The organism is Nitrosospira multiformis, assembly GCF_003050865.1.
GTDB classification, from domain to species: Bacteria; Pseudomonadota; Gammaproteobacteria; order Burkholderiales; family Nitrosomonadaceae; genus Nitrosospira; species Nitrosospira multiformis_E.
In genome coordinates, this window is record NZ_QAOK01000035.1 from 1 (window position 1) to 19,351 (window position 19,351).

The following is a 19,351-nucleotide window of genomic DNA, read 5'->3' on the forward strand; positions in this document are numbered from 1 at the left end:
GAATTACCGCATGAGGGTCTTGGCTCAATGCGGTTGGAACGGTGTGATCAACCGTGTCTGATGAATGACCCATCCCCCGTTAATGGGAAAGAGCCTTAACTTGTTGATTTTAATGGTGCTGTTGAGAGGAGTCGAACCTCCGACCTACTGATTACGAATCAGTTGCTCTACCAACTGAGCTACAACAGCCTGGGAAGGAATCAGAATAAACCATGGCAATTATAGTCTTTTGGGAAACCGCGGGCAAACGTTCCCCATTGGGAACACCACCACAAATGAAAGAAATAAAATAAAACAGGGAAGGCGCTGTGCCAGTGCAATAGGGGGGCGCGAGCTCACATAACCAACTCCCCCATAAATCTTTCAGCTCAACCTTCTGTTCCAGAAAATTCTGCTTCCACAAAACCTGCGACTGATCCCAATGGGACACCTTTTTTCTGCAGAAAATAACTCATCCGAGCGCTTGAACTCCCTGTTGAATAAAAAAACGTAAATTCCAACATATTCGCCGAATGGTCGAGAATTACTAGACAATTTCCTGCGATTGGGTCAAACTTGCCGCCATGAAAAATGGCTCAAACCGCTATAAAAATATTCTGGTCATCCATGGGCCTAACCTGAATTTGCTGGGAATAAGGGAACCTGCGGTTTACGGGACTGTCACATTGGAAGAAATTAACGGAAATTTAGCGAAGTTAGCTGAAAAAGAGGGCATTAGCCTTAACTGCTTTCAAAGTAACGCTGAGGGAGAGCTGATAGACCGAATCCAGCAGGCAGGCGCTGAAAAAATAGACTTCATTATCATCAATCCTGCCGCTTATACGCATACCAGTATTGCCTTGCGTGATGCACTTGCGGCTACCCGGATACCTTTCATTGAAGTTCACCTTTCCAATATTTTTGCTCGCGAATCTTTCCGCCAGAAATCTTTTTTTTCCGATATGGCGGTGGGTGTCATAAGCGGTCTGGGAGCAAAGGGATACGAACTCGCCTTCACTTATGTGCTGGGCCGCAACTGATGAGTGTCAGGGATAGCAACGAAGTGATCGGGTACCGTTGAGGAGCTGAGAATTCCTTTTGATAGGCCAATGGGGTGCTGGCTCATCTCACCCCTCGCGTGTTTTGAAACAGGGGTATTTTTCAAAAAGACAAAAACACAAAGTCCGCGACTTCGAGCGCTGACAGATGGTTAGAAGTTTTGGTTTTGACAGAACATAACGTAAAAGGAACCCGATCGGGAGACCCTATATGGACCTGAGAAAGCTTAAAAAACTGATTGACCTGGTGGAGGAATCCGGCATTGCCGAGCTAGAGATAACGGAGGGCGAAGAAAAGGTTCGCATCAGCAGATCCACGCCTTCGATGCAGATATCCGCTCCCCCAGCCGTAACATATCCGCCACAGCCCGCACCGGCCGCTATAGCCTCTCCATCCCCCACTGTTACACCGGTGACGGCTGCCGCCGAGATACTGCCTCAAGGCCACATGGTCAAATCACCCATGGTGGGCACGTTCTACCGCAGTTCCGCGCCGGGCAGCAATGTCTTTGTAGAGGTAGGTCAGACAGTCAAGGAAGGCGATACGCTCTGCATCATCGAGGCAATGAAATTGCTCAATGAGATCGAGTCGGACAAGAGCGGCGTCATCAAGGCGGTACTGGTGGAGAATGGGCAACCCGTCGAGTATGGCGAACCGCTATTCGTGATTGAATAATTCGGCGTTTTGCGCGTTACACGCCACCCCGCGGGATACCCCGCATCAGTAGAAGAGGAGAAATCACCTCTATCATGAAACGAGATACGAGCGGCAGACATGTTTGAAAAAATACTGATAGCAAACCGTGGCGAGATTGCCCTGCGGATACAGCGTGCATGCCGTGAGATGGGTATCAAGACAGTAGCGGTGCACTCCCAGGCCGACGCCGAGGCAAAATATGTAAAACTCGCTGATGAGTCAGTGTGTATCGGACCTGCTCCTTCGGCACAGAGCTATCTTAATATCCCCGCAATCATCAGCGCCGCCGAGGTCACGGATGCGGAAGCCATTCATCCAGGTTACGGCTTCTTGTCAGAAAATGCGGATTTTGCTGAACGTGTAGAAAAAAGCGGCTTTGTCTTTATCGGCCCCCGGCCCGAGACGATTCGGCTGATGGGCGACAAGGTCAGCGCCAAGAACGCCATGAAAAAGGCCGGCGTGCCTTGTGTCCCGGGCTCGGACGGCGGTCTCCCCGAATCCGGAGACGAAATCAGGAGCATCGCCCGCGCTATCGGCTACCCTATCATTATCAAGGCCGCGGCAGGTGGAGGCGGTCGTGGCATGCGCGTGGTGCACACTGAAGCAGCGTTATCGAACGCGGTTATCATTACGCGCAACGAAGCTCAAGCCGCATTCGGCAACCCGACGGTCTACGCGGAAAAATATCTGGAGAACCCGCGCCACATCGAATTTCAGGTGCTGGCTGATGAACATCGCAACGTCATCTATCTGGGGGAACGGGATTGTTCCATGCAGCGCCGCCATCAGAAAATTCTCGAGGAAGCGCCAGCCCTGGGTATTCCCCCAAGATTGCGCGACAGAATGGGAACCCGTTGTGCCGATGCATGCAAGCGCATCGGTTATCGGGGCGTGGGAACGTTCGAGTTTCTGTTCGAAAAAAACGAATTCTATTTCATCGAAATGAACACACGCCTGCAGGTCGAGCACCCCGTTACCGAGGCCATCACCGGGATTGATCTGGTGCAAGCGCAGATTCGCGTGGCCGCCGGCGAAAAGCTCACTCTTCGGCAGCGAGACATTGTATTGAAAGGTCATGCCATCGAATGCCGCATCAACGCCGAAGACCCGTACAAGCTCACCCCGTCGGCAGGGCGTATCACCCAATACCACGCTCCCGGTGGCCCCGGCATTCGCGTGGATTCCCATGTATATCATAATTACTTCGTGCCGCCCTATTACGATTCCATGATAGGCAAAGTAATTGCGTATGGAGATAATCGCGAGCAGGCGATAGCCCGGATGCGTATCGCACTGTCGGAAATGGTGATCGGGGGCATCAAAACCAACACGCCGCTCCACCTTGACCTGTTGTCCGACGCCGCATTCCTGAATGGCGGCACGAGCATTCATTATCTGGAGCAAAAGCTCGCCAATTATAATAATAATTCTGGCTGAGGCTCTATCGGCCTCGGTACTGAAACTCCAGTCACGGACGGGGAGTTTTTGAGGTGGAAGCTTCTCGGGAAACGGGCCTGGAACGTTCTGCCCGCCTGCTTACGCAGCCAAATGCAAGGTACGTACTATCATCATGCCCTGGATTTCGGTCATCATAAAAACAGACAGCATGCATGTCGAAGCGTTAAGCGATGCGATGCTGGAGTTAGGCGCGCTATCAACCGACATCCATGATTCCGCAGCCGGGACCGAGCATGAGCAACCCCTGTTTGGCGAACCAGGGGAGTCCATCGCAGGCATCTGGCTTGCACCGGAACTTACCGCGCTATTCAAGGGGGATACCGACATTCCCGCTGTAATGCGCGCTGCGGCCGAAGCGGCAGGGTTGGCTGCCCCCCCGAGCTATCATATCGAATATGTGGAAGAGCAGGATTGGGTACGGGTAACCCAGGCGCAATTCAATCCGATCCGCATATCCTCGCGCTTGTGGGTCGTGCCAAGCTGGCATGAAATACCCGATCCGGCTGCCATCAACCTGATCCTCGATCCCGGACTTGCCTTTGGAACGGGAACTCATCCTTCTACGCAGCTATGTCTTGAATGGCTTGACGAAAATCTCAGCGGAGGGGAAGATGTTCTCGATTACGGTTGCGGCTCAGGCATATTGGCAATTGCGGCGCTCAAGATGGGCGCCCGCCATGTAGTCGGAATCGACATAGATCCGCAAGCGGTGGAGGCAAGCCGTCAGAACGCAAGGCTTAATCAGTGCGCAGAAACCGAAATAGCGTTTCATACGCAGATGCCGGGTCAGATGGACACAGAACATGCAGGCTGGGCGGACGTGGTGGTCGCCAATATCCTCGCCAATCCGCTGATCATGCTGGCTCCCATATTGACGCATGCTGTCCGGCGGGGGGGAAGCATTGCGCTATCCGGTATACTCGTGGAACAGGCGGAAGAGGTGATGCAGGCTTATCGGCAATCGCATGATATGCATATTGCACGAAATCGCGAGGGATGGGTCTTGCTGGCAGGCACGAGAAAATGAACAGATTAAACAAAAACCAGAACCGGTATGGCACTTGTAACTCGATGTCCTAACTGCTTAACGGTCTTTCGTGTCACGCCGCTGCACCTGCAGGCGCACGGAGGCGAGGTGCGCTGCGGACAGTGCAGCCACATATTTAATGGTTTCGCTGCGTTGCTGACCATGGAGGAGCCGGAAACCATAAAACCGGTGAAGACCGGGGAAGCGGCGAAAGCGTCGGAAAATACTTCACAGCTTTCCCCTGATGTGGGGATTTCCCACCCGGAAGCGCTACAGGACGGAGGCGTGCCGGAGCCAGTGATGTCGGAACCTCACATCTCTGAACCGCCATCAGCGCAAAATCCACCTGAATCATTCACGTCAGAGCCGCCCAGTTCAGCACCTGTCAAGCCAGAGGCAGCAGAGGCGCGCGCTCCTGAAACGCCTGCAAGGGAAAAACCTGACTCCAGGGCCGCGAAAAAAGCAGACAAAGCACGGGACAGACGGGTTGCGAGAGAACAAATTCCGCAAACGGGTGACGCAATGTACGCTGGTCTGGAAGACGACATGCTGGATAATTATTTGCCAGAGCACTACGCTTCCAGAAGAGGGCAATTGCCGGAGATCACGGCTGCGTGGGCTGTTGCCAATCTTTTTATGCTCATCGTGCTCGTGGCGCAGATCATCTATGCATTTCGCAGTGACCTGGCGGTTAACATGCCGAGCACGAGACCCTTTCTGGAGCAATATTGCAAAGTTTTGCAATGTACTGTTTCTTTACCGGCATCTACCGGTTCGGAAAATACAGCATCATCCGGGATGACCGCGAGCCCGTCTATTGGCCTTGCTGCCTCCCCTGACAAGCGGTCATCTGTTTCCGGTCATTATCGTCGCGTCCATTCACCTTCCCCGACAGGGCGAGTCGCCTGACTGCGTCAATTCCTCACTACCTGTCTCAGGCTTCCTGGCCGCCTCTGGCTACCCGATTTGGGGTAAAATCGATATCCCGCTAAATTAGGTATTCCTCTTCCGGAAGATGGTGTCTGAAAGCCTGATCGAAATCGAAGGCCTGAATTTCTCTTATGGACAGCGTCCGATTCTCAAGGGAATCGACATGACGATGGAACGAGGGAAAGTCATCGCCATCATGGGTGGCAGCGGCAGCGGGAAAACAACCTTGCTGCGACTCATCGGAGGCGCCGTGCGTCCGACTTCCGGCTACGTGAAAGTTGCAGGCGAGGTAGTGCATAAGCTGAAGCGGGATGATCTTTTTCGCATGCGTCGAAAAATGAGCATGCTATTTCAGTTCGGCGCATTGTTTACCGATCTCTCGGTATTCGACAACGTGGCTTTCCAGATGCGGGAACATACGGATCTGCCGGAGTCCATGATACGGGATCTTGTGTTAATGAAACTCCAGGCGGTGGGTTTGCGTGGCGCGCACGAGTTGATGCCTACCCAGCTCTCCGGGGGCATGGCGCGCCGCGTCGCGCTGGCCCGCTCGATTGCGCTTGATCCCCTGCTTATCATGTACGACGAGCCTTTCACCGGACTCGATCCCATTTCACTCACAGTGATCGGGAACCTGATACGACGCCTGACCGATGCCTTGGGCATGACCTCCATCGTCGTAACTCACGACGTGCAGGAATCCTTGAAAATTGTCGATTACGTTTATTTCATCGCGGACGGAGTGATTGCGGCCCACGGTACGCCGGACGAGGTGCGCCGATCGGTTGCGCCGTTTGTGCATCAGTTCGTTCATGGAGAAGAAGACGGTCCCGTCTCGTTTCACTATCCCGCCAAGCCTTATGCACAGGATCTGAAACTGGAGGGCAGTTTTGCCTAGGCGTATCGTAGCTGGTATCCAGAGCGTAGGCCATCGCGTCATAGACAGTATCTGGCGCCTGGGCTACGCCAGCCGTTTCTTCCTGCTGACCTTGATCAAGTCCGGCACCAGCTTGCATCGCTTCACCCTGGTGATACGGGAGCTTTATTTTACCGGGGTGCAGTCGCTCATCATCATCCTCGTGTCGGGACTTTTTGTCGGCATGGTGCTCGGCTTGCAAGGCTTCGAAACCTTGCAGCGGTATGGAGCAGAATCTGCGGTAGGCACCATGGTGGCCTTGTCCCTGTTACGCGAATTGGGGCCGGTGGTGTCGGCGCTGTTGTTCGCCAGCCGCGCAGGTTCGGCAATCACAGCGGAAATCGGCCTGATGAAAGCGACCGAGCAACTGGCGGCAATGGAAATGATGGCTGTAGATCCGATTGCGCGTGTAGTCGCACCCCGGTTCTGGGCCGGCGTGATTTCAATGCCGTTGCTGGCTGCGCTGTTTTCAGCCATAGGCGTTTATGGCGGTTATCTGGTGGCTGTCATACTTATCGGAGTGGATGAAGGTTCGTTCTGGTCGCAAATGCAAGGCGCCGTCGATTTCCGCTACGACGTGGTCAACGGCATCATAAAAACCTGTGTTTTCGGAATCGCGGTGACGGCAATCGCCGTGTTTGAGGGATATGATGCAGCGCCCACGGCCGAAGGTGTATCCGGTGCGACAACCCGCACCGTGGTGACTTCTTCGCTCGCAATTCTTGGACTCGATTTTATCTTGACCTCGTTCATGTTCAGGGGAATGGGCTGATGCAGCGCGCAACAATGGATTTGTGGGTAGGACTGTTCGTCATGGCAGGTATCGGCGCTCTGCTCGTGCTGGCGTTGAAAGTCGGCAACCTTGGCACTTATAGCGCGAATGACAGCTATGAGGTGACAGGCAACTTCGAAAACATCGGGGGGTTGAAAGTGCGGGCGCCGGTAAAGAGTGCCGGTGTGGTTGTCGGCCGGGTAACGGACATCCAGTTCAGCACAGAGACATATGACGCTCTGGTGATCATGAATATTGACAGCCGTTATAAATTTCCCAAGGATACTTTTGCCAGCATCCTTACTTCAGGTTTGATCGGGGAGCAGTATATCGGCCTGGCTGCCGGCGGTGATGAAGCGACGCTCAAGGATGGCGACACCATCATGAAAACCAATTCTGCCCTTGTTCTGGAAGAAATGATCGGGAAATTTTTGTTCAATAAAGCTTCGGAAGGAAGCAGCAGTGAAAATTCCGACAAGAACTAGAAAGGGCGGTAATGAGTCCAATGCCCACGGCAATGTCTGAGTTTCACGGATAAGGGCCTGCGGACAGGAAGCAGGAAGCAGTTGATGCGGGTGCCGGAAGCGTCAATCGCATAAGCATTTCATGTGTTGAGCAGTCTATTCAAGCGAGGAAATCATGAAAAAATATCTTGGTATTTCAGGTCTGCTGGCAGCCTGGCTGGTTGCATTCCCTGCTGCCGCAGAAGTCAGTCCTGATACGCTGGTGGATAACACCGCCCAGGAAGTATTGTCAATCGTTCGGCAGGATAAGGAACTGCGCGCGGGCAATATGGCCAAGATTCTTGATCTGGTCGAAGCCAAGGTTCTACCGCATTTCAACTTTACGCGTATGACCCGGCTGGCCATGGGCAAGAACTGGAATAAGGCAACCCCACAGCAACAGGAGGAATTGGTGAAAGAGTTCCGCACCTTGCTAGTGAGGACTTACTCCAACGCACTCAGTACCTACAGTGACTACAAGATCAAGGTTGAGCCGGTCAGGAGCAAGGCGGGGGACACCGATACCACCGTCAAAACGAAAGTCATGCAGGATAGCGGGCAGCCCGTGGATATCGACTACAGCATGGAAAAAACAGGCGATGGGTGGAAAGTCTACGATGTGACTGTGGCGGGTGTAAGCCTGGTTACGAATTACCGCAGCACGTTCAACAGCCAGGTGCGCGAAGGCGGTGTGGAAAAATTACTGAAAACCCTCGGAGACAAGAATCGCGCGTTGGCCGCAAACGATAAAAAAGCGGCCGGCAATTTAGAGACCGTGGCCACACAGTAGCCGATGACGGCTGACGTGATCCGGCGTGAAGGCGGGGAACTGAGCGTAGAGGGATCGATTACGATCGACAACGTCGTTTCGGTGGTTGCGAGCGGCGTTGCTTTGTTTGACGGGGAAGATGTGACAATTGATCTCGGACGGGTTACCGAAGCCGATTCCGCTGCCGTCAGTTTGTTGCTGGAATGGCGGCGCGAGGCCGCGCGTCGCCGCCTCCAGATACGCTTTCTCAACATGCCGCAGAATCTGCAGAGCCTCATGCAACTGTACGGGGTATCCGAATTGATGAGCGATGCATAATTCACAGAAATCAGCCTGTCGCGCAGGAATCGCGTAACGACAGTGTTCTCGCTCACCCGCATCCCGGGTTCTGGCGGATAAACTGCGTTCCCGTTTTGGCTCCTTCCTATTTTATCTTTCCATGATACCCGCCATAGAAGTCGAGCAGATGCACAAACGTTATGGTGCACTGCGAGTTCTGGCGGGCATCGATCTCAAGATAGAGCCAGGTGAGTTTTTCGCCTTGCTGGGCCCCAACGGAGCGGGGAAGACCACGCTTATCAACATCATAGCAGGGCTCACCCGAGCAACCAGCGGCCAGGCGCGGGTGATGGGATACGACGTGGTCTCCCGTTACCGCGAAGCGCGACGCATGCTGGGCGTGGTTCCCCAGGAACTGGTTTTCGATCCGTTTTTTACTGTCCGCGAAACACTGGCCATTCAATCGGGATATTACGGCTTGAAGAACAATGGGCCGTGGATAGAGGAAATCATCCACCATCTCGACCTCGCGGATAAGGCCGATACCAACATGCGAGCGCTCTCGGGCGGCATGAAGCGGCGCGTACTGGTGGCCCAGGCATTGGTGCACAAGCCCCCGGTCATCGTGCTGGATGAGCCGACCGCGGGTGTGGATGTCGAGTTGCGCCAGGGACTCTGGCGCTTCATCAAGCAGTTGAATCGGGAAGGCCATACCATAGTATTGACCACCCATTATCTCGAGGAAGCGGAGGCGCTGTGCAGCCGCGTGGCAATGATGAAGCAAGGCAATGTCGTTGCCCTGGACAGCATCAGAAACCTGGTCGGCAGCGTATCGGGATGTTCTGTGCGGTTGCGACTGTCGCCCGATACGTTGCCTCCGGCGCTACAGTCGCTAATGAGCCGCCGCGAAGAGGGTTGCTACATTCTGACCCTGGCAGAGTATTCCCAGCTCGAGCAGGTCATGGCCGCGTTGCGCAAAGCAGCACTGCAGGTGCTCGAGATGCAGGTGTTGCAGCCTGATCTGGAAGAAGTATTCATACGGATCATGGGTGCACATAAAATCAGGAAGCCCGAGACCCTGCCCGTATGACCGGATTTCTTACACTGCTCTACAAGGAGTTGCTGCGATTCTGGAAAGTCGGATTCCAGACGGTATTCGCCCCCATGGTATCCACCCTGCTATACCTCCTGATTTTTTCGCATGTGCTGGAAGAGCATGTACAGGTTTACCCCGGCGTAGCGTATACTGTTTTTCTCGTGCCTGGCCTGGTGATGATGGCGATGCTGCAAAACGCTTTCGCCAACTCCTCATCGAGCCTGATCCAGTCCAAGATCACCGGTAATCTGGTTTTTATCCTGCTGTCGCCGCTTTCGTATCGCGAAATATTTTTCGCCTACGTCACTGCGTCGGTCGTGCGGGGTCTGGCAGTGGGCCTGGGCGTCTACCTGGTTACCCTGACGTTCTTCGATGTGCCCCTGTCCTCGTTCCCCTGGGTGCTGATGTTTGCGTTGATGGGCAGTGCATTGCTGGGAGCTATCGGCGTCATTGCGGGTATCTGGGCAGAAAAATTTGACCAACTCGCCGCGTTTCAGAATTTTGTCATTCTGCCGCTGACGTTTTTATCCGGCGTATTCTACACAATCCCCTCATTGCCGCCCTTCTGGCAAGGCCTGTCTCACCTGAATCCGTTTTTCTACATGATCGATGGTTTTCGCTACGGTTTTTTCCGCGCATCCGATATCTCACCCTATGTCAGTCTTGGCATTGTAGCCACGTGCTTTGTGGCGGTATCATGGCTGACGCTGCAAATGCTCAAAAGAGGCTACAAGATCAGGCATTGACTGCGGTTTTTTTAGTGGTGAAACGGGTATATGAACGATACCTCTATTGCCGTTCTTGTTTTTTACGGCAATCTACCGGGCCGGCAACGTTACATGAAAGGGAAACTATAGATGGTTACAGCGGACAGCATAAAAACTCATATCGAGATTTCCATGTCTTGTGAACTGGTGCATGTGGAAGGGGATGATGGCTACCATTTCAGCGCCATCATCGTCAGCCCGGAATTCCGTGGAAAAAATATGGTGCAGCAGCACCAGCTGGTTTACCGGGCACTCGGCGACAGAATGAAACAGGAGATTCACGCACTGTCCATGAAAACCATGACGCCGGAGCAGTGGGCGGAAAGCAACAACCAGAACTGAACTCCCTTGATCCCCCTTGATCCCCTGAGACTGCGCAATCTGGATTCGAGACAGAGAAGACTCCTACCGGGATATCAGGCGGCAGGAGCCATGGCCGTACGCAGCTTCTGCATGGCTTTGGCTTCGATCTGGCGGACGCGCTCTGCGGATACTCCCAACTCATCGGCGAGCTCATGCAGCGTTGCCGTGTCTTTTTCCCGCAACCAACGGGCCTCGATGATGTGACGGCTGCGTGCATCCAGGCTTCCGAGTGCCTGCTCCAGTCCTTCACCCCGCAGACGCAGGGTTTGCTCGTCCTCCAGCACGTGCGAGGGTTCGGAACCATCGGTCAGGTAAGCAATGGGACTGAATGTTTCCTCATCGTCGTCTTCCGACAACGGTTCGAGTGAAATATCACGGCCGCTGAAACGGGTTTCCATTTCCACTACTTCCTCGGGCTTTACATTCAGTTGTTTTGCAACCTCCGCAACTTCCTCATGGCTCATGGTATCGAGAGCTTGTTTCATGCTGCGCAAATTGAAAAACAGCTTGCGCTGGGCCTTTGTCGTGGCAATTTTAACCAGCCGCCAGTTGCGCAGGATGAATTCGTGGATTTCAGCCTTGATCCAGTGTACTGCAAATGAAACCAGCCGGACGCCGCGCTCGGGGTCGAAACGCTTGACGGCTTTCATCAATCCGATATTTCCTTCCTGTATCAGGTCAGCCTGGGGCAAGCCATAGCCTTTGTAACCCCGCGCGATGGCGACGACCAGGCGCAAGTGCGCCAGCACGAGCTGGCGTGCAGCGTCTATGCTGCCTTCATCACGCAGCGATCGGGCCAGTTGCAGTTCCTCTTCCTGAGTAAGGATGCGAAACTGATTGACGGACTGAATGTAGCTTTCGAGGCTGCCTGCTGAAGGTACAGTTAAAGCGAAAGTCATTTATCCTCCTTGGTTTCCTGTGAGCGTTAACTTTTTCCCGTTAACCGTTAAGAGCGTCAACATTTTTGAAAGTTCCTCCCACTACCCAATGTAAAATGCCTTAACCTCATGAATTATCGGAATTCTATTTTCAGGAGATGGCTAACGACAGATAACCAGGCGCCGAGCCAGCCAAGGCCAGCCGAAAACAGAAACATGACCAGGCTATCTCCCATGGAAAGATGATAAAGACGGAAATCCGTTTCATACAATTGCATGAGATGTTTTACTGGCTCGTCAGTGAGGTGGATCCCCAGAGAGATGATGAGCCATGCCACGATGCCGCCTACCAGTCCTTGTATTGTCCCGAAATATAAAAAAGGGCGACGGATAAAACCGTTGGTTGCGCCAATCAGCTTTGCCACTTCTATTTCGTCCCCCATGGTCAGAATCTGGAGGCGTATGGTGTTGAATACCACAGCGATTACCAGAAGGCTGAGCAACACGCTAAGCATCCAGGCCGCAAGCCGCCCCAGTTTGAGCAGCGCATCCAGGCGCTGCGTCCAGGCAGAGTCCAGCTGCACATGTTCGACTTGCCGGAGTTCCGACAAGGCCCTGCTCAATGTTTTCAGTGTCTCTGTTGAGACATCCCTGGCGGTAACAACGAACGCATCAGGCAGCGGATTTCCTTCGAGGCCATCCATCACTCCGGCCAGTCCGGGACTCTCCTTGAACTGTTCGAGGGCGCTGGCCTTGGGAATGAACCTGAAACTCGCCACGTGCGGATTTTCTTTCAGAAAAGATTCAATTTTGCCTACCTCACTCTGGGTCGCATTCAGTTTTAAAAAAAGACTCAACTGAGGACCGCTCGAAAACTGGCCGGAAAGTGTCTCGACATTCTCTAGAAACACATAAATTCCTGCTGGCAGACTGAAGGCAATACCGATCACTCCCAGGGTCAGCAGCGTGCTGAACGGGATCAAGGCCAGCCGCTTGAAGGCTAGCGCCAAAGCATGCCAGTGATACGAAAACCAGATGTTCATCCAGTCAACTCGCCGTGACTGAGAGTGAGAATACGTTGCGGGGTGCCACCGAGCAGTTCAACGTCGTGGGTGGATATAAGTACGGTAACGCCTACCTGATGAAAAGATTTGAAAATAGCCATGATATCCTTTGCATACTCCATATCCAGATTGCTCGTTGGCTCATCGGCGATGAGTATCGAAGGTCTGCTGACAATGGCGCGCGCGATGCACAGCCGCTGCTGCTCTCCGCCCGAAAGCGTGATGGGGCGCGCTTTCTCCTTACTCAGCAGTCCCACCTTATCGAGCGCGGCGCGCACCCGCCTGACAGCCGCTTTCGACTCGAAACCGCTGATCTGCAGGGGAAGCAGAACATTCTCAAAAACGCTGCGGTCGAACAGCAGCTTCTGATCCTGAAACACCAGTCCGAAGTTGCGGCGCAGGAAAGGAATAGCGGCGCCATTGAGTCTGCCGACATCCTGGCCATTGACGATAACGCTGCCGGTGGTGGAACGCTCGATCGCGGCAATGAGCCGCAGCAACGTTGTCTTTCCTGCTCCCGAATGGCCGTTGATCAAGGCCATCTCCCCTGTTTCTACTGTGAAACTGACATTCCGGAGTGCCTCGAAACCGTTGGGGTAGCGCTTGGAAACCTCACTGAAACTGATCATTTATTGGCACGACGAGCTGGCCGAGTCAATTCCATTTCAACTCCATCCTTTTCGTATATTCCCTCAATCAAACAACGCCCCGACAAATTCGCTTGCGACGAAAGGCCTCAAATCGTCCAGACCCTCACCTACACCGATAAACCGGACCGGCAACGGGACTTTTTGCTGGCGCTGGCGGGCGATGGCGGCAAGCACGCCCCCTTTTGCAGTTCCGTCCAGCTTGGTGACAATGAGACCTGTCAGGCCAAGGGCATCGTCAAATGCCTGTACCTGATTGACTGCATTCTGCCCGGTATTCGCATCCAGAACCAGTAACGTTTCATGAGGCGCGCCGGGCTCGGTTTTGGCAATAACGCGCTTCACTTTTTTTATTTCCTCCATGAGGTGCAGTTGTGTTGCCAGCCTTCCGGCAGTGTCCGCCAGTACGATATCGATGCCGCGTGCTTTTGCCGCATTGACGGCATCGAATATGACCGCCGCCGGATCACCTCTTTGTTGACCGTTGCTTTCCTGTGCGATCACCGCGACGTGGTTGCGTTCCCCCCACGCCATCAGTTGCTCGCGCGCTGCGGCACGGAAGGTATCGCCTGCGGCGAGCAGCACGGACTTGCCCTGCAGTTGATAATAATGCGCGAGTTTTCCGATGGAAGTGGTTTTTCCAGCGCCGTTCACCCCGGCCAGCATAATGATGAAAGGCTGGTGAGCGCCGGTATCGAGGGGTTGCGCAAGCGGCTCCAGCAGATCGACCAGCGCTTCCTGCAACGCATCTTTGAGCTGCGACGCATCCGTCAGGCCGTTACGTTTGACTTTTCTGCGCAACTCCTCCAGCAGCCAGGTAGTGGCACTGACACCTGCATCCGCCGTGAGCAATATGGTTTCCATCTCCTCGTAGAGGTCTTCATCGATTGCTCCGCCACCGAAGAGACCCGAAAGGCGCTTGCCGAGATTGTCGCGCGTGCGGGACAGGCCTTGCCTGACCCTTACTCCCCAACTCGAATTCGTAGGTTCGCTCGTCGTGGAATCATTTTTGGATTTGAAGAAACTTGCCATTCTGGTAGGCTGTCAGTATTCGGGACTTCGATGTAAATCTCACGCAAATCTTATTCCGGATTTTATTCTGTTTATCCGGATTCAGGTATTAATTAAAAAAGAAGATGACTTATCCGTGTTTTCGCTTTTTGCCGACTTGCCGCTTTTTGCCGGCTAGCCTATGGGCAGCTCTCATAATTCCCATCTCGTTGTTCTCCCCCGCCGCTCCTGCCAGCACGCATGAATTCATTCTCGGTAACGGCTTGAGGCTCATCGTCAAGGAAGACCATCGTTCCCCGGTCGTCATCTCACAAATCTGGTACAAGGCGGGGAGCATTGACGAGGTAAACGGCAGGACTGGGGTCGCCCACGTGCTTGAGCACATGATGTTCAAGGGCACGAAGAAAGTACCCGGCGGCGAGTTTTCCCGCCTTATCGCAGCGGCGGGGGGGCGTGAAAACGCTTTCACGGGACAGGATTATACGGCCTATTTTCAGCAATTGCATAAATCCCGCCTGCCGCTAGCGATGGAACTGGAATCGGACCGGATGCGCAACCTGGTGCTGACAGAAGAGGAGTTTTCCAAGGAAATCAAAGTCGTGATGGAAGAACGGCGGTTGCGTACGGATGATCAGGCGCGCTCCCTGGTGCATGAGACACTTATGGCGACCTCCTATCAGTCGCACCCTTACCGGCATCCGGTGATAGGCTGGATGAACGATCTGCAGAATATGACTGTGGAGGACGCCAGGCAATGGTATGAACGCTGGTATGCGCCCAATAATGCTGTGCTTGTGGTGGTCGGGGATGTAGTCCCGAGGCAGGTCTTCGATCTGGCGCGAAAATACTACGGACAGATAAAAAAGGCGAAGTCCATACTGCCCCTGGATCAACGCAAGCCGCAGATCGAGCCGAAGCAGCTCGGTATCAAGCGGCTGACAGTGAAGGCGCCTGCACAGTTGCCCTACGTTGCAATGGCCTATCATGCTCCATCGCTGCGCAAGCCGGAAAAGGACTGGGAGCCGTACGCACTCGAAATGCTGGCGGGCGTGCTGGATGGGAACGAATCGGCGCGACTCAATAAGGTTCTGGTGCGCGAGCAGCGCGTTGCCAGCGCCGCAGGCGCCAGCTATGATTCCACCGCGCGGGGTCCCGCAGCGTTTTATCTCGATGGCACACCGAGCGAAGGAAAAACAGTGGTTGATGTAGAAGCGGCGTTGCGTGCCGAGATCGAAAGGCTCGTACGTGAGGGCGTGACAGAGGAGGAGCTTGCGCGTGTCAAGGCACAGGTGGTAGCGGGACACGTTTTTCAGCTCGATTCCATGTTTTTCCAGGCAATGCAGATCGGCCAGCTCGAAAGCATAGGTTTGTCCTATCGCGATGTAGACATCATATTGCGTAAATTGCAAGCGGTTACTCCTGAACAGGTGCGCGATGTGGCAAAAAAATACTTGAAGGACGATAATCTGACGATTGCGGTACTCGATCCGCAGCCCCTGGAACAGAAAGCACCCGCGGCAGTACCGGCGGGATTGCGACATTAAGCGGCGAGGTTGAGAGATGCTCCGTCACCTATTTTTCCTTCTGCTGGGCTTTTATTCCCAATGGGCGTACGCCACTCTGCCAATCCAGCACTGGCAGGCAGCCTCGGGTGCCCGCGTTTACTTCATCGAAAGCCGCGATTTGCCTATTCTTGATGTGAGTGTGGATTTCAGTGCGGGTAGCAGCACCGACACACCTGATAAATCAGGCCGCGCGGGGATGGCCTTGCATCTCGTGAACCTGGGAGCGGGAGGATTGACCGAAGACCAGCTCACCAAGGGATTCGCTGATGTCGGCGCGCAGCTGGGGGCCCATTTCGATCAGGATCGGGCGGGGATCACGCTCAGAACATTGAGCAGCGCGCGCGAGCGTAACCGCGCCCTGGAATTGTTTGGCAAGGTCATTCAGCACCCGGAGTTTCCTGAATATGTCCTGGAGCGGGAAAAAGCGCGTGTCATTGCAGGGCTCAAGGAAGCGGATACCAAACCCGGCAATATTGCCGACCGATCGCTGATGAAAATGCTCTACGGTACCCATCCTTATGGACTGAGAGGTTCGGGTGAGATCGAGAGCGTGAGTAAACTGGGGCGTCAGGATCTAATTGATTTTCACCGGTTTCTCTATACGTCGGGAGACGCGGTCGTGTCCATCATGGGAGATGTAAGCCGTGACGAAGCCGCAGCGATTGCCGAATCCCTGACGAGGGATCTGTCACGCGAGAGACGAGGACAAAGCATTCCGGAAGTGACACCACCCGCACCGGACACACAGCGGATCGCCCATCCGGCTACCCAGAGTCATATCCAGCTCGCCTATCCCGGACTCAAACGCGATGATCCCGATTATTTTCCTCTCATCGTGGGTAATCACATCCTTGGCGGAGGTGGATTCACCTCACGCCTGATGGAGGAAATCCGCCAGAAACGCGGGCTGGCCTACAGTGTTCACAGCTCGTTTACCCCCCTGAAAGAAGAAGGACCATTCGAGATTGCATTGCAAACCCAGAAAGAACAGTCTGAAGAGGCGCTTTCCATAACCCGGAAAGTCCTGGCTGATTTTATTGCCGGAGGGCCAACGGAAAAAGAACTGATCGAAGCCAAAAAAAATATCATCGGCAGCTTCCCGCTGCGCATCGACAGTAACAAGAAGATACTCGGGTACCTCGCCATGATCGGTTTTTACGATCTACCCCTGACCTATCTGAATGATTATGTAAAGGCGGTATCGAAGGTAACCATCTCCCAGGTAACCCAGGCTTTCCAGAGACGCATCAACCCATCCGGCATGGTAACGGTGGTGGTGGGTCTTCCGGACACGAGTGGAAAGTAAAGCACTTTTTGCAAGCCCCTACCTCCTGACAGAAGTTTTTCTCTTTTTTCATTGCACTCCCGATGAGAAATAGGGTTCGAATCATAGGGGGTGAGTGGCGCAGCCGCATCCTGACTTTCCCCAATGATATGGACCTGCGTCCCACCCCTGACCGGGTGCGCGAGACGGTCTTCAATTGGTTGGGGCAGGATATGAGCCACAAGCGCTGCCTCGACCTGTTCGCGGGCAGCGGGGCAATGGGTTTCGAAGCAGCTTCGCGTGGAGCCCCGGAAGTCGTGATGGTGGAATCCAGCCCTGTGGTATTGAAAGCGCTTCGAGCCACAGCCCGGAAACTGGGAGCCACGCGCATTGAACTGGCGGGAGCCGATGCCATGAATTTTATTGATTCCGATCGACGCCGCTTCGATGTGATATTTCTCGATCCACCCTATCGTCTCGATTTTTTGCCCAGGCTACTGCCCAAATTGCACGCGCATCTTGCCGACGGAGGAGTAGTTTATCTGGAAAACGATTGCCCTGCAGAGTTTGAGGGATGGGCAGTGCGGCGCAGGGGACATGCGGGAAAGGTGTGCTATCACTTATTGAGTTCCACAATAAATAAATTAAATGGATAAAGCGATATACCCTGGTACTTTCGATCCCATTACCCGGGGCCATGAAGATCTGGTGCGGCGTGCCTCCGGTTTGTTCAGGGAAGTGGTGGTAGCGGTCGCTGCAAGCAGCGGAAAAAAACCATTCTTTACGCAGGATGAGCGGGTGGCGATGGTGCGCCAGGTGCTGACGGATTATCCCAACGTTAAAGTCATGCCGTTTTCAGGTTTGCTGATGGAGTTTGCGCAACAACAGCATGCCAGGGTAATCCTGCGCGGTTTGCGTGCTGTCTCGGATTTCGAATATGAATTCCAGATGGCAGGAATGAATCGTACGCTTTATCCGGACGTCGAGACTTTGTTTCTTACGCCCTCCGAGCAATACATGTTTATATCCGCCACTATCGTGCGCGAAATCGCTTTATTCGGTGGCAATATAGAAAAGTTCGTGCATCCCCTTATTTCGACGCAACTTGGAATGAAGATCGAGTCGAAGGATAAATCATCGAGGTAGCCATGGCTTTAATGATCACTGATGAATGCATCAATTGCGACGTGTGCCAGCCCGAGTGCCCGAACAGTGCCATTTCGCCCGGCGAGGAGTACTACGAAATAAACCCTGATCTGTGCACGGAATGCGTAGGACACCACGAAGAATCGCAATGCGTGGAAGTATGTCCGGTAGACTGCATCGTTCTCAACCCGGACATCACTGAAACCCGAGAGCAGCTATACAAAAAATACCTCGACCTTACCGGACAAGCGATTCAGGGGTAGCCGATGTCGAACGAGAAAGGTTTGTTCAGGGCTGTGCTTGCCGGGCAAGCTCCTCCGGGATAGGGTAGCGCCTCGGCCCAAAAATGGCTGTACCGACCCGCACCATCGTTGCTCCTTCCTGAATGGCGAGTTCGAGGTCTTCCGACATCCCCATCGAGATGGTATCCACATCATATCCGCTCTGCTTGAGCTGGTCGTAGGCTTCTTTCAGCATTCGGAACTGGCTGCGCTGCAAAGCGGTGAATTTGGTCAGTTCCGGGATTGCCATTACCCCCCGCAACCTCAACCGCGGCAATTCGACAACATGCGCTGCCAGATCGACTACCTCTTCCGGTGCCACACCGCTTTTGCTGTCTTCCCCGCTTACATTGACTTGCAAGCATATCTGAAGCGGGGGAAGGGATGCGGGCCTGTCCTTCGACAAACGCTCGGCAATTTTTTTGCGGTCTACACTGTGTACCCACGCAAAGTTCTCTGCGATGCGTCGGGTCTTGTTGCTCTGTATGGGGCCGATGAAATGCCACTCGATCGGTAAATCGTTAAGCGCCGGCATTTTTTCCAGCGCTTCCTGCAAGTAGTTTTCGCCGAAAATGGTTTGTCCTGCGACAAACGCTTCCCGCAAGCGCTCTGCGGGATTGGTTTTGCTCGCGGCCAAAAGCGTGATTTCCCCGGCTTGCCGGCCTGCCTTCTCTGCGATCTCTGCGATATGGGCTCTTACTTTTTTCAATCCAGAGGCGACGGTTGATGTGTTCGGTTCCAATTTTCTGCCTTTTACCAGCCACTCCGGGCAACCTGGCCGGGGAGGGTGGAACGATAGTTGAGGGTGTGCGTGAGCATAGTAGAACTACTCATCCCTGGGGTCAAGAATGCTTCCCATTCGAATCTTCTCCAGAGATAGT

Annotated in this window: 23 protein-coding genes and 1 tRNA gene; 18 read left to right on the plus strand and 6 right to left on the minus strand. The window is 53.9% G+C overall.

Going from position 1 to position 19,351, the window contains the following annotated elements; all coding sequences use genetic code 11:
- Positions 1-113: 113 nt before the first annotated feature.
- A tRNA-Thr gene (locus C8R21_RS13765) sits at positions 114-189 on the minus strand.
- A gap of 374 nt (positions 190-563) precedes the next feature.
- Here C8R21_RS13765 and aroQ point away from each other — a divergent pair.
- The 13 genes from aroQ to C8R21_RS13830 all read left to right on the plus strand — a co-directional run bounded on the left by aroQ (position 564) and on the right by C8R21_RS13830 (position 10,593).
- Positions 564-1,019: a type II 3-dehydroquinate dehydratase gene (aroQ, locus tag C8R21_RS13770; protein WP_107763223.1), complete on the plus strand. Its 456-nt coding sequence runs from the start codon at positions 564-566 to the stop codon at positions 1,017-1,019.
- A gap of 229 nt (positions 1,020-1,248) precedes the next feature.
- Complete coding sequence (gene accB / locus C8R21_RS13775) at positions 1,249-1,713, plus strand: acetyl-CoA carboxylase biotin carboxyl carrier protein (RefSeq protein WP_107763224.1); 465 nt, start codon at positions 1,249-1,251, stop codon at positions 1,711-1,713.
- A gap of 99 nt (positions 1,714-1,812) precedes the next feature.
- On the plus strand, positions 1,813-3,171 hold the full coding sequence (accC, locus tag C8R21_RS13780; protein ID WP_074974992.1) for an acetyl-CoA carboxylase biotin carboxylase subunit: 1,359 nt from the start codon (positions 1,813-1,815) through the stop codon (positions 3,169-3,171).
- A gap of 133 nt (positions 3,172-3,304) precedes the next feature.
- Positions 3,305-4,219, plus strand: a complete 915-nt coding sequence (gene prmA, locus C8R21_RS13785) for a 50S ribosomal protein L11 methyltransferase (protein WP_107763225.1) — start codon at positions 3,305-3,307, stop codon at positions 4,217-4,219.
- 27 nt (positions 4,220-4,246) lie between these two features.
- Positions 4,247-5,128 (plus strand): zinc-ribbon and DUF3426 domain-containing protein, encoded by an 882-nt coding sequence (locus C8R21_RS15985; RefSeq protein ID WP_181258954.1) that lies wholly within the window; start codon positions 4,247-4,249, stop codon positions 5,126-5,128.
- Between the two features lie 106 nt (positions 5,129-5,234).
- Positions 5,235-6,047: an ABC transporter ATP-binding protein gene (locus C8R21_RS13795; RefSeq protein ID WP_107763226.1), complete on the plus strand. Its 813-nt coding sequence runs from the start codon at positions 5,235-5,237 to the stop codon at positions 6,045-6,047.
- Entirely contained in the window at positions 6,040-6,837 is a 798-nt protein-coding gene (gene mlaE, locus C8R21_RS13800; RefSeq protein WP_074974996.1) for a lipid asymmetry maintenance ABC transporter permease subunit MlaE, read from the plus strand. Before C8R21_RS13795 ends, mlaE begins: the two co-directional genes overlap by 8 nt.
- Complete coding sequence (gene mlaD, locus C8R21_RS13805) at positions 6,837-7,322, plus strand: outer membrane lipid asymmetry maintenance protein MlaD (RefSeq protein ID WP_107763227.1); 486 nt, start codon at positions 6,837-6,839, stop codon at positions 7,320-7,322. The genes mlaE and mlaD overlap by 1 nt, the downstream gene beginning before the upstream one ends.
- A 154-nt stretch (positions 7,323-7,476) precedes the next feature.
- Positions 7,477-8,130 (plus strand): MlaC/ttg2D family ABC transporter substrate-binding protein, encoded by a 654-nt coding sequence (locus tag C8R21_RS13810; RefSeq protein ID WP_107763228.1) that lies wholly within the window; start codon positions 7,477-7,479, stop codon positions 8,128-8,130.
- Positions 8,131-8,133: 3 nt separating this feature from the next.
- Positions 8,134-8,427, plus strand: coding sequence for an STAS domain-containing protein (locus C8R21_RS13815; protein ID WP_107763229.1), 294 nt, complete (start codon positions 8,134-8,136; stop codon positions 8,425-8,427).
- A 121-nt stretch (positions 8,428-8,548) separates the two neighbouring features.
- The gene (locus C8R21_RS13820; RefSeq protein ID WP_181258955.1) at positions 8,549-9,478 is read left to right on the plus strand and encodes an ABC transporter ATP-binding protein; all 930 of its coding nucleotides are present in this window, start codon (positions 8,549-8,551) and stop codon (positions 9,476-9,478) included.
- Positions 9,475-10,230 carry an ABC transporter permease gene (locus tag C8R21_RS13825; protein WP_107763230.1) on the plus strand — a complete coding sequence of 252 codons (756 nt, stop codon included), beginning with the start codon at positions 9,475-9,477 and terminating at the stop codon, positions 10,228-10,230. The genes C8R21_RS13820 and C8R21_RS13825 overlap by 4 nt, the downstream gene beginning before the upstream one ends.
- Before the next feature lie 111 nt (positions 10,231-10,341).
- Positions 10,342-10,593, plus strand: coding sequence for a BolA family protein (locus tag C8R21_RS13830; RefSeq protein WP_107763231.1), 252 nt, complete (start codon positions 10,342-10,344; stop codon positions 10,591-10,593).
- A gap of 74 nt (positions 10,594-10,667) precedes the next feature.
- On the opposite strand, the gene rpoH is transcribed toward C8R21_RS13830, so the two are convergent.
- From rpoH to ftsY, 4 genes are all read right to left on the minus strand, one after another.
- The gene (gene rpoH / locus C8R21_RS13835; RefSeq protein WP_107763232.1) at positions 10,668-11,513 is read right to left on the minus strand and encodes an RNA polymerase sigma factor RpoH; all 846 of its coding nucleotides are present in this window, start codon (positions 11,511-11,513) and stop codon (positions 10,668-10,670) included.
- Between the two features lie 113 nt (positions 11,514-11,626).
- Positions 11,627-12,535 (minus strand): permease-like cell division protein FtsX, encoded by a 909-nt coding sequence (gene ftsX, locus C8R21_RS13840; RefSeq protein ID WP_107763233.1) that lies wholly within the window; start codon positions 12,533-12,535, stop codon positions 11,627-11,629.
- Entirely contained in the window at positions 12,532-13,185 is a 654-nt protein-coding gene (gene ftsE, locus C8R21_RS13845; protein WP_107763234.1) for a cell division ATP-binding protein FtsE, read from the minus strand. The genes ftsX and ftsE overlap by 4 nt, the downstream gene beginning before the upstream one ends.
- A 63-nt stretch (positions 13,186-13,248) precedes the next feature.
- On the minus strand, positions 13,249-14,235 hold the full coding sequence (gene ftsY / locus C8R21_RS13850; RefSeq protein ID WP_107763235.1) for a signal recognition particle-docking protein FtsY: 987 nt from the start codon (positions 14,233-14,235) through the stop codon (positions 13,249-13,251).
- A gap of 104 nt (positions 14,236-14,339) precedes the next feature.
- Here ftsY and C8R21_RS13855 point away from each other — a divergent pair, with 104 nt between their 5' ends.
- The 5 genes from C8R21_RS13855 to C8R21_RS13875 all read left to right on the plus strand — a co-directional run bounded on the left by C8R21_RS13855 (position 14,340) and on the right by C8R21_RS13875 (position 18,452).
- A complete protein-coding gene (locus C8R21_RS13855; protein ID WP_107763236.1) occupies positions 14,340-15,758 on the plus strand; it encodes a M16 family metallopeptidase in 1,419 nt (472 codons plus the stop codon).
- Between the two features lie 16 nt (positions 15,759-15,774).
- Entirely contained in the window at positions 15,775-17,085 is a 1,311-nt protein-coding gene (locus C8R21_RS13860; protein ID WP_107763237.1) for a M16 family metallopeptidase, read from the plus strand.
- Between the two features lie 62 nt (positions 17,086-17,147).
- Positions 17,148-17,699: a 16S rRNA (guanine(966)-N(2))-methyltransferase RsmD gene (gene rsmD / locus C8R21_RS13865; RefSeq protein ID WP_074975008.1), complete on the plus strand. Its 552-nt coding sequence runs from the start codon at positions 17,148-17,150 to the stop codon at positions 17,697-17,699.
- The gene (gene coaD, locus C8R21_RS13870; protein WP_107763238.1) at positions 17,692-18,189 is read left to right on the plus strand and encodes a pantetheine-phosphate adenylyltransferase; all 498 of its coding nucleotides are present in this window, start codon (positions 17,692-17,694) and stop codon (positions 18,187-18,189) included. The genes rsmD and coaD overlap by 8 nt, the downstream gene beginning before the upstream one ends.
- Positions 18,190-18,191: 2 nt before the next feature.
- Positions 18,192-18,452 (plus strand): YfhL family 4Fe-4S dicluster ferredoxin, encoded by a 261-nt coding sequence (locus tag C8R21_RS13875; protein WP_074975010.1) that lies wholly within the window; start codon positions 18,192-18,194, stop codon positions 18,450-18,452.
- A gap of 25 nt (positions 18,453-18,477) precedes the next feature.
- On the opposite strand, the gene C8R21_RS13880 is transcribed toward C8R21_RS13875, so the two are convergent.
- Complete coding sequence (locus C8R21_RS13880; RefSeq protein ID WP_107763239.1) at positions 18,478-19,212, minus strand: YggS family pyridoxal phosphate-dependent enzyme; 735 nt, start codon at positions 19,210-19,212, stop codon at positions 18,478-18,480.
- Between the last annotated feature and the right edge of the window lie 139 nt (positions 19,213-19,351).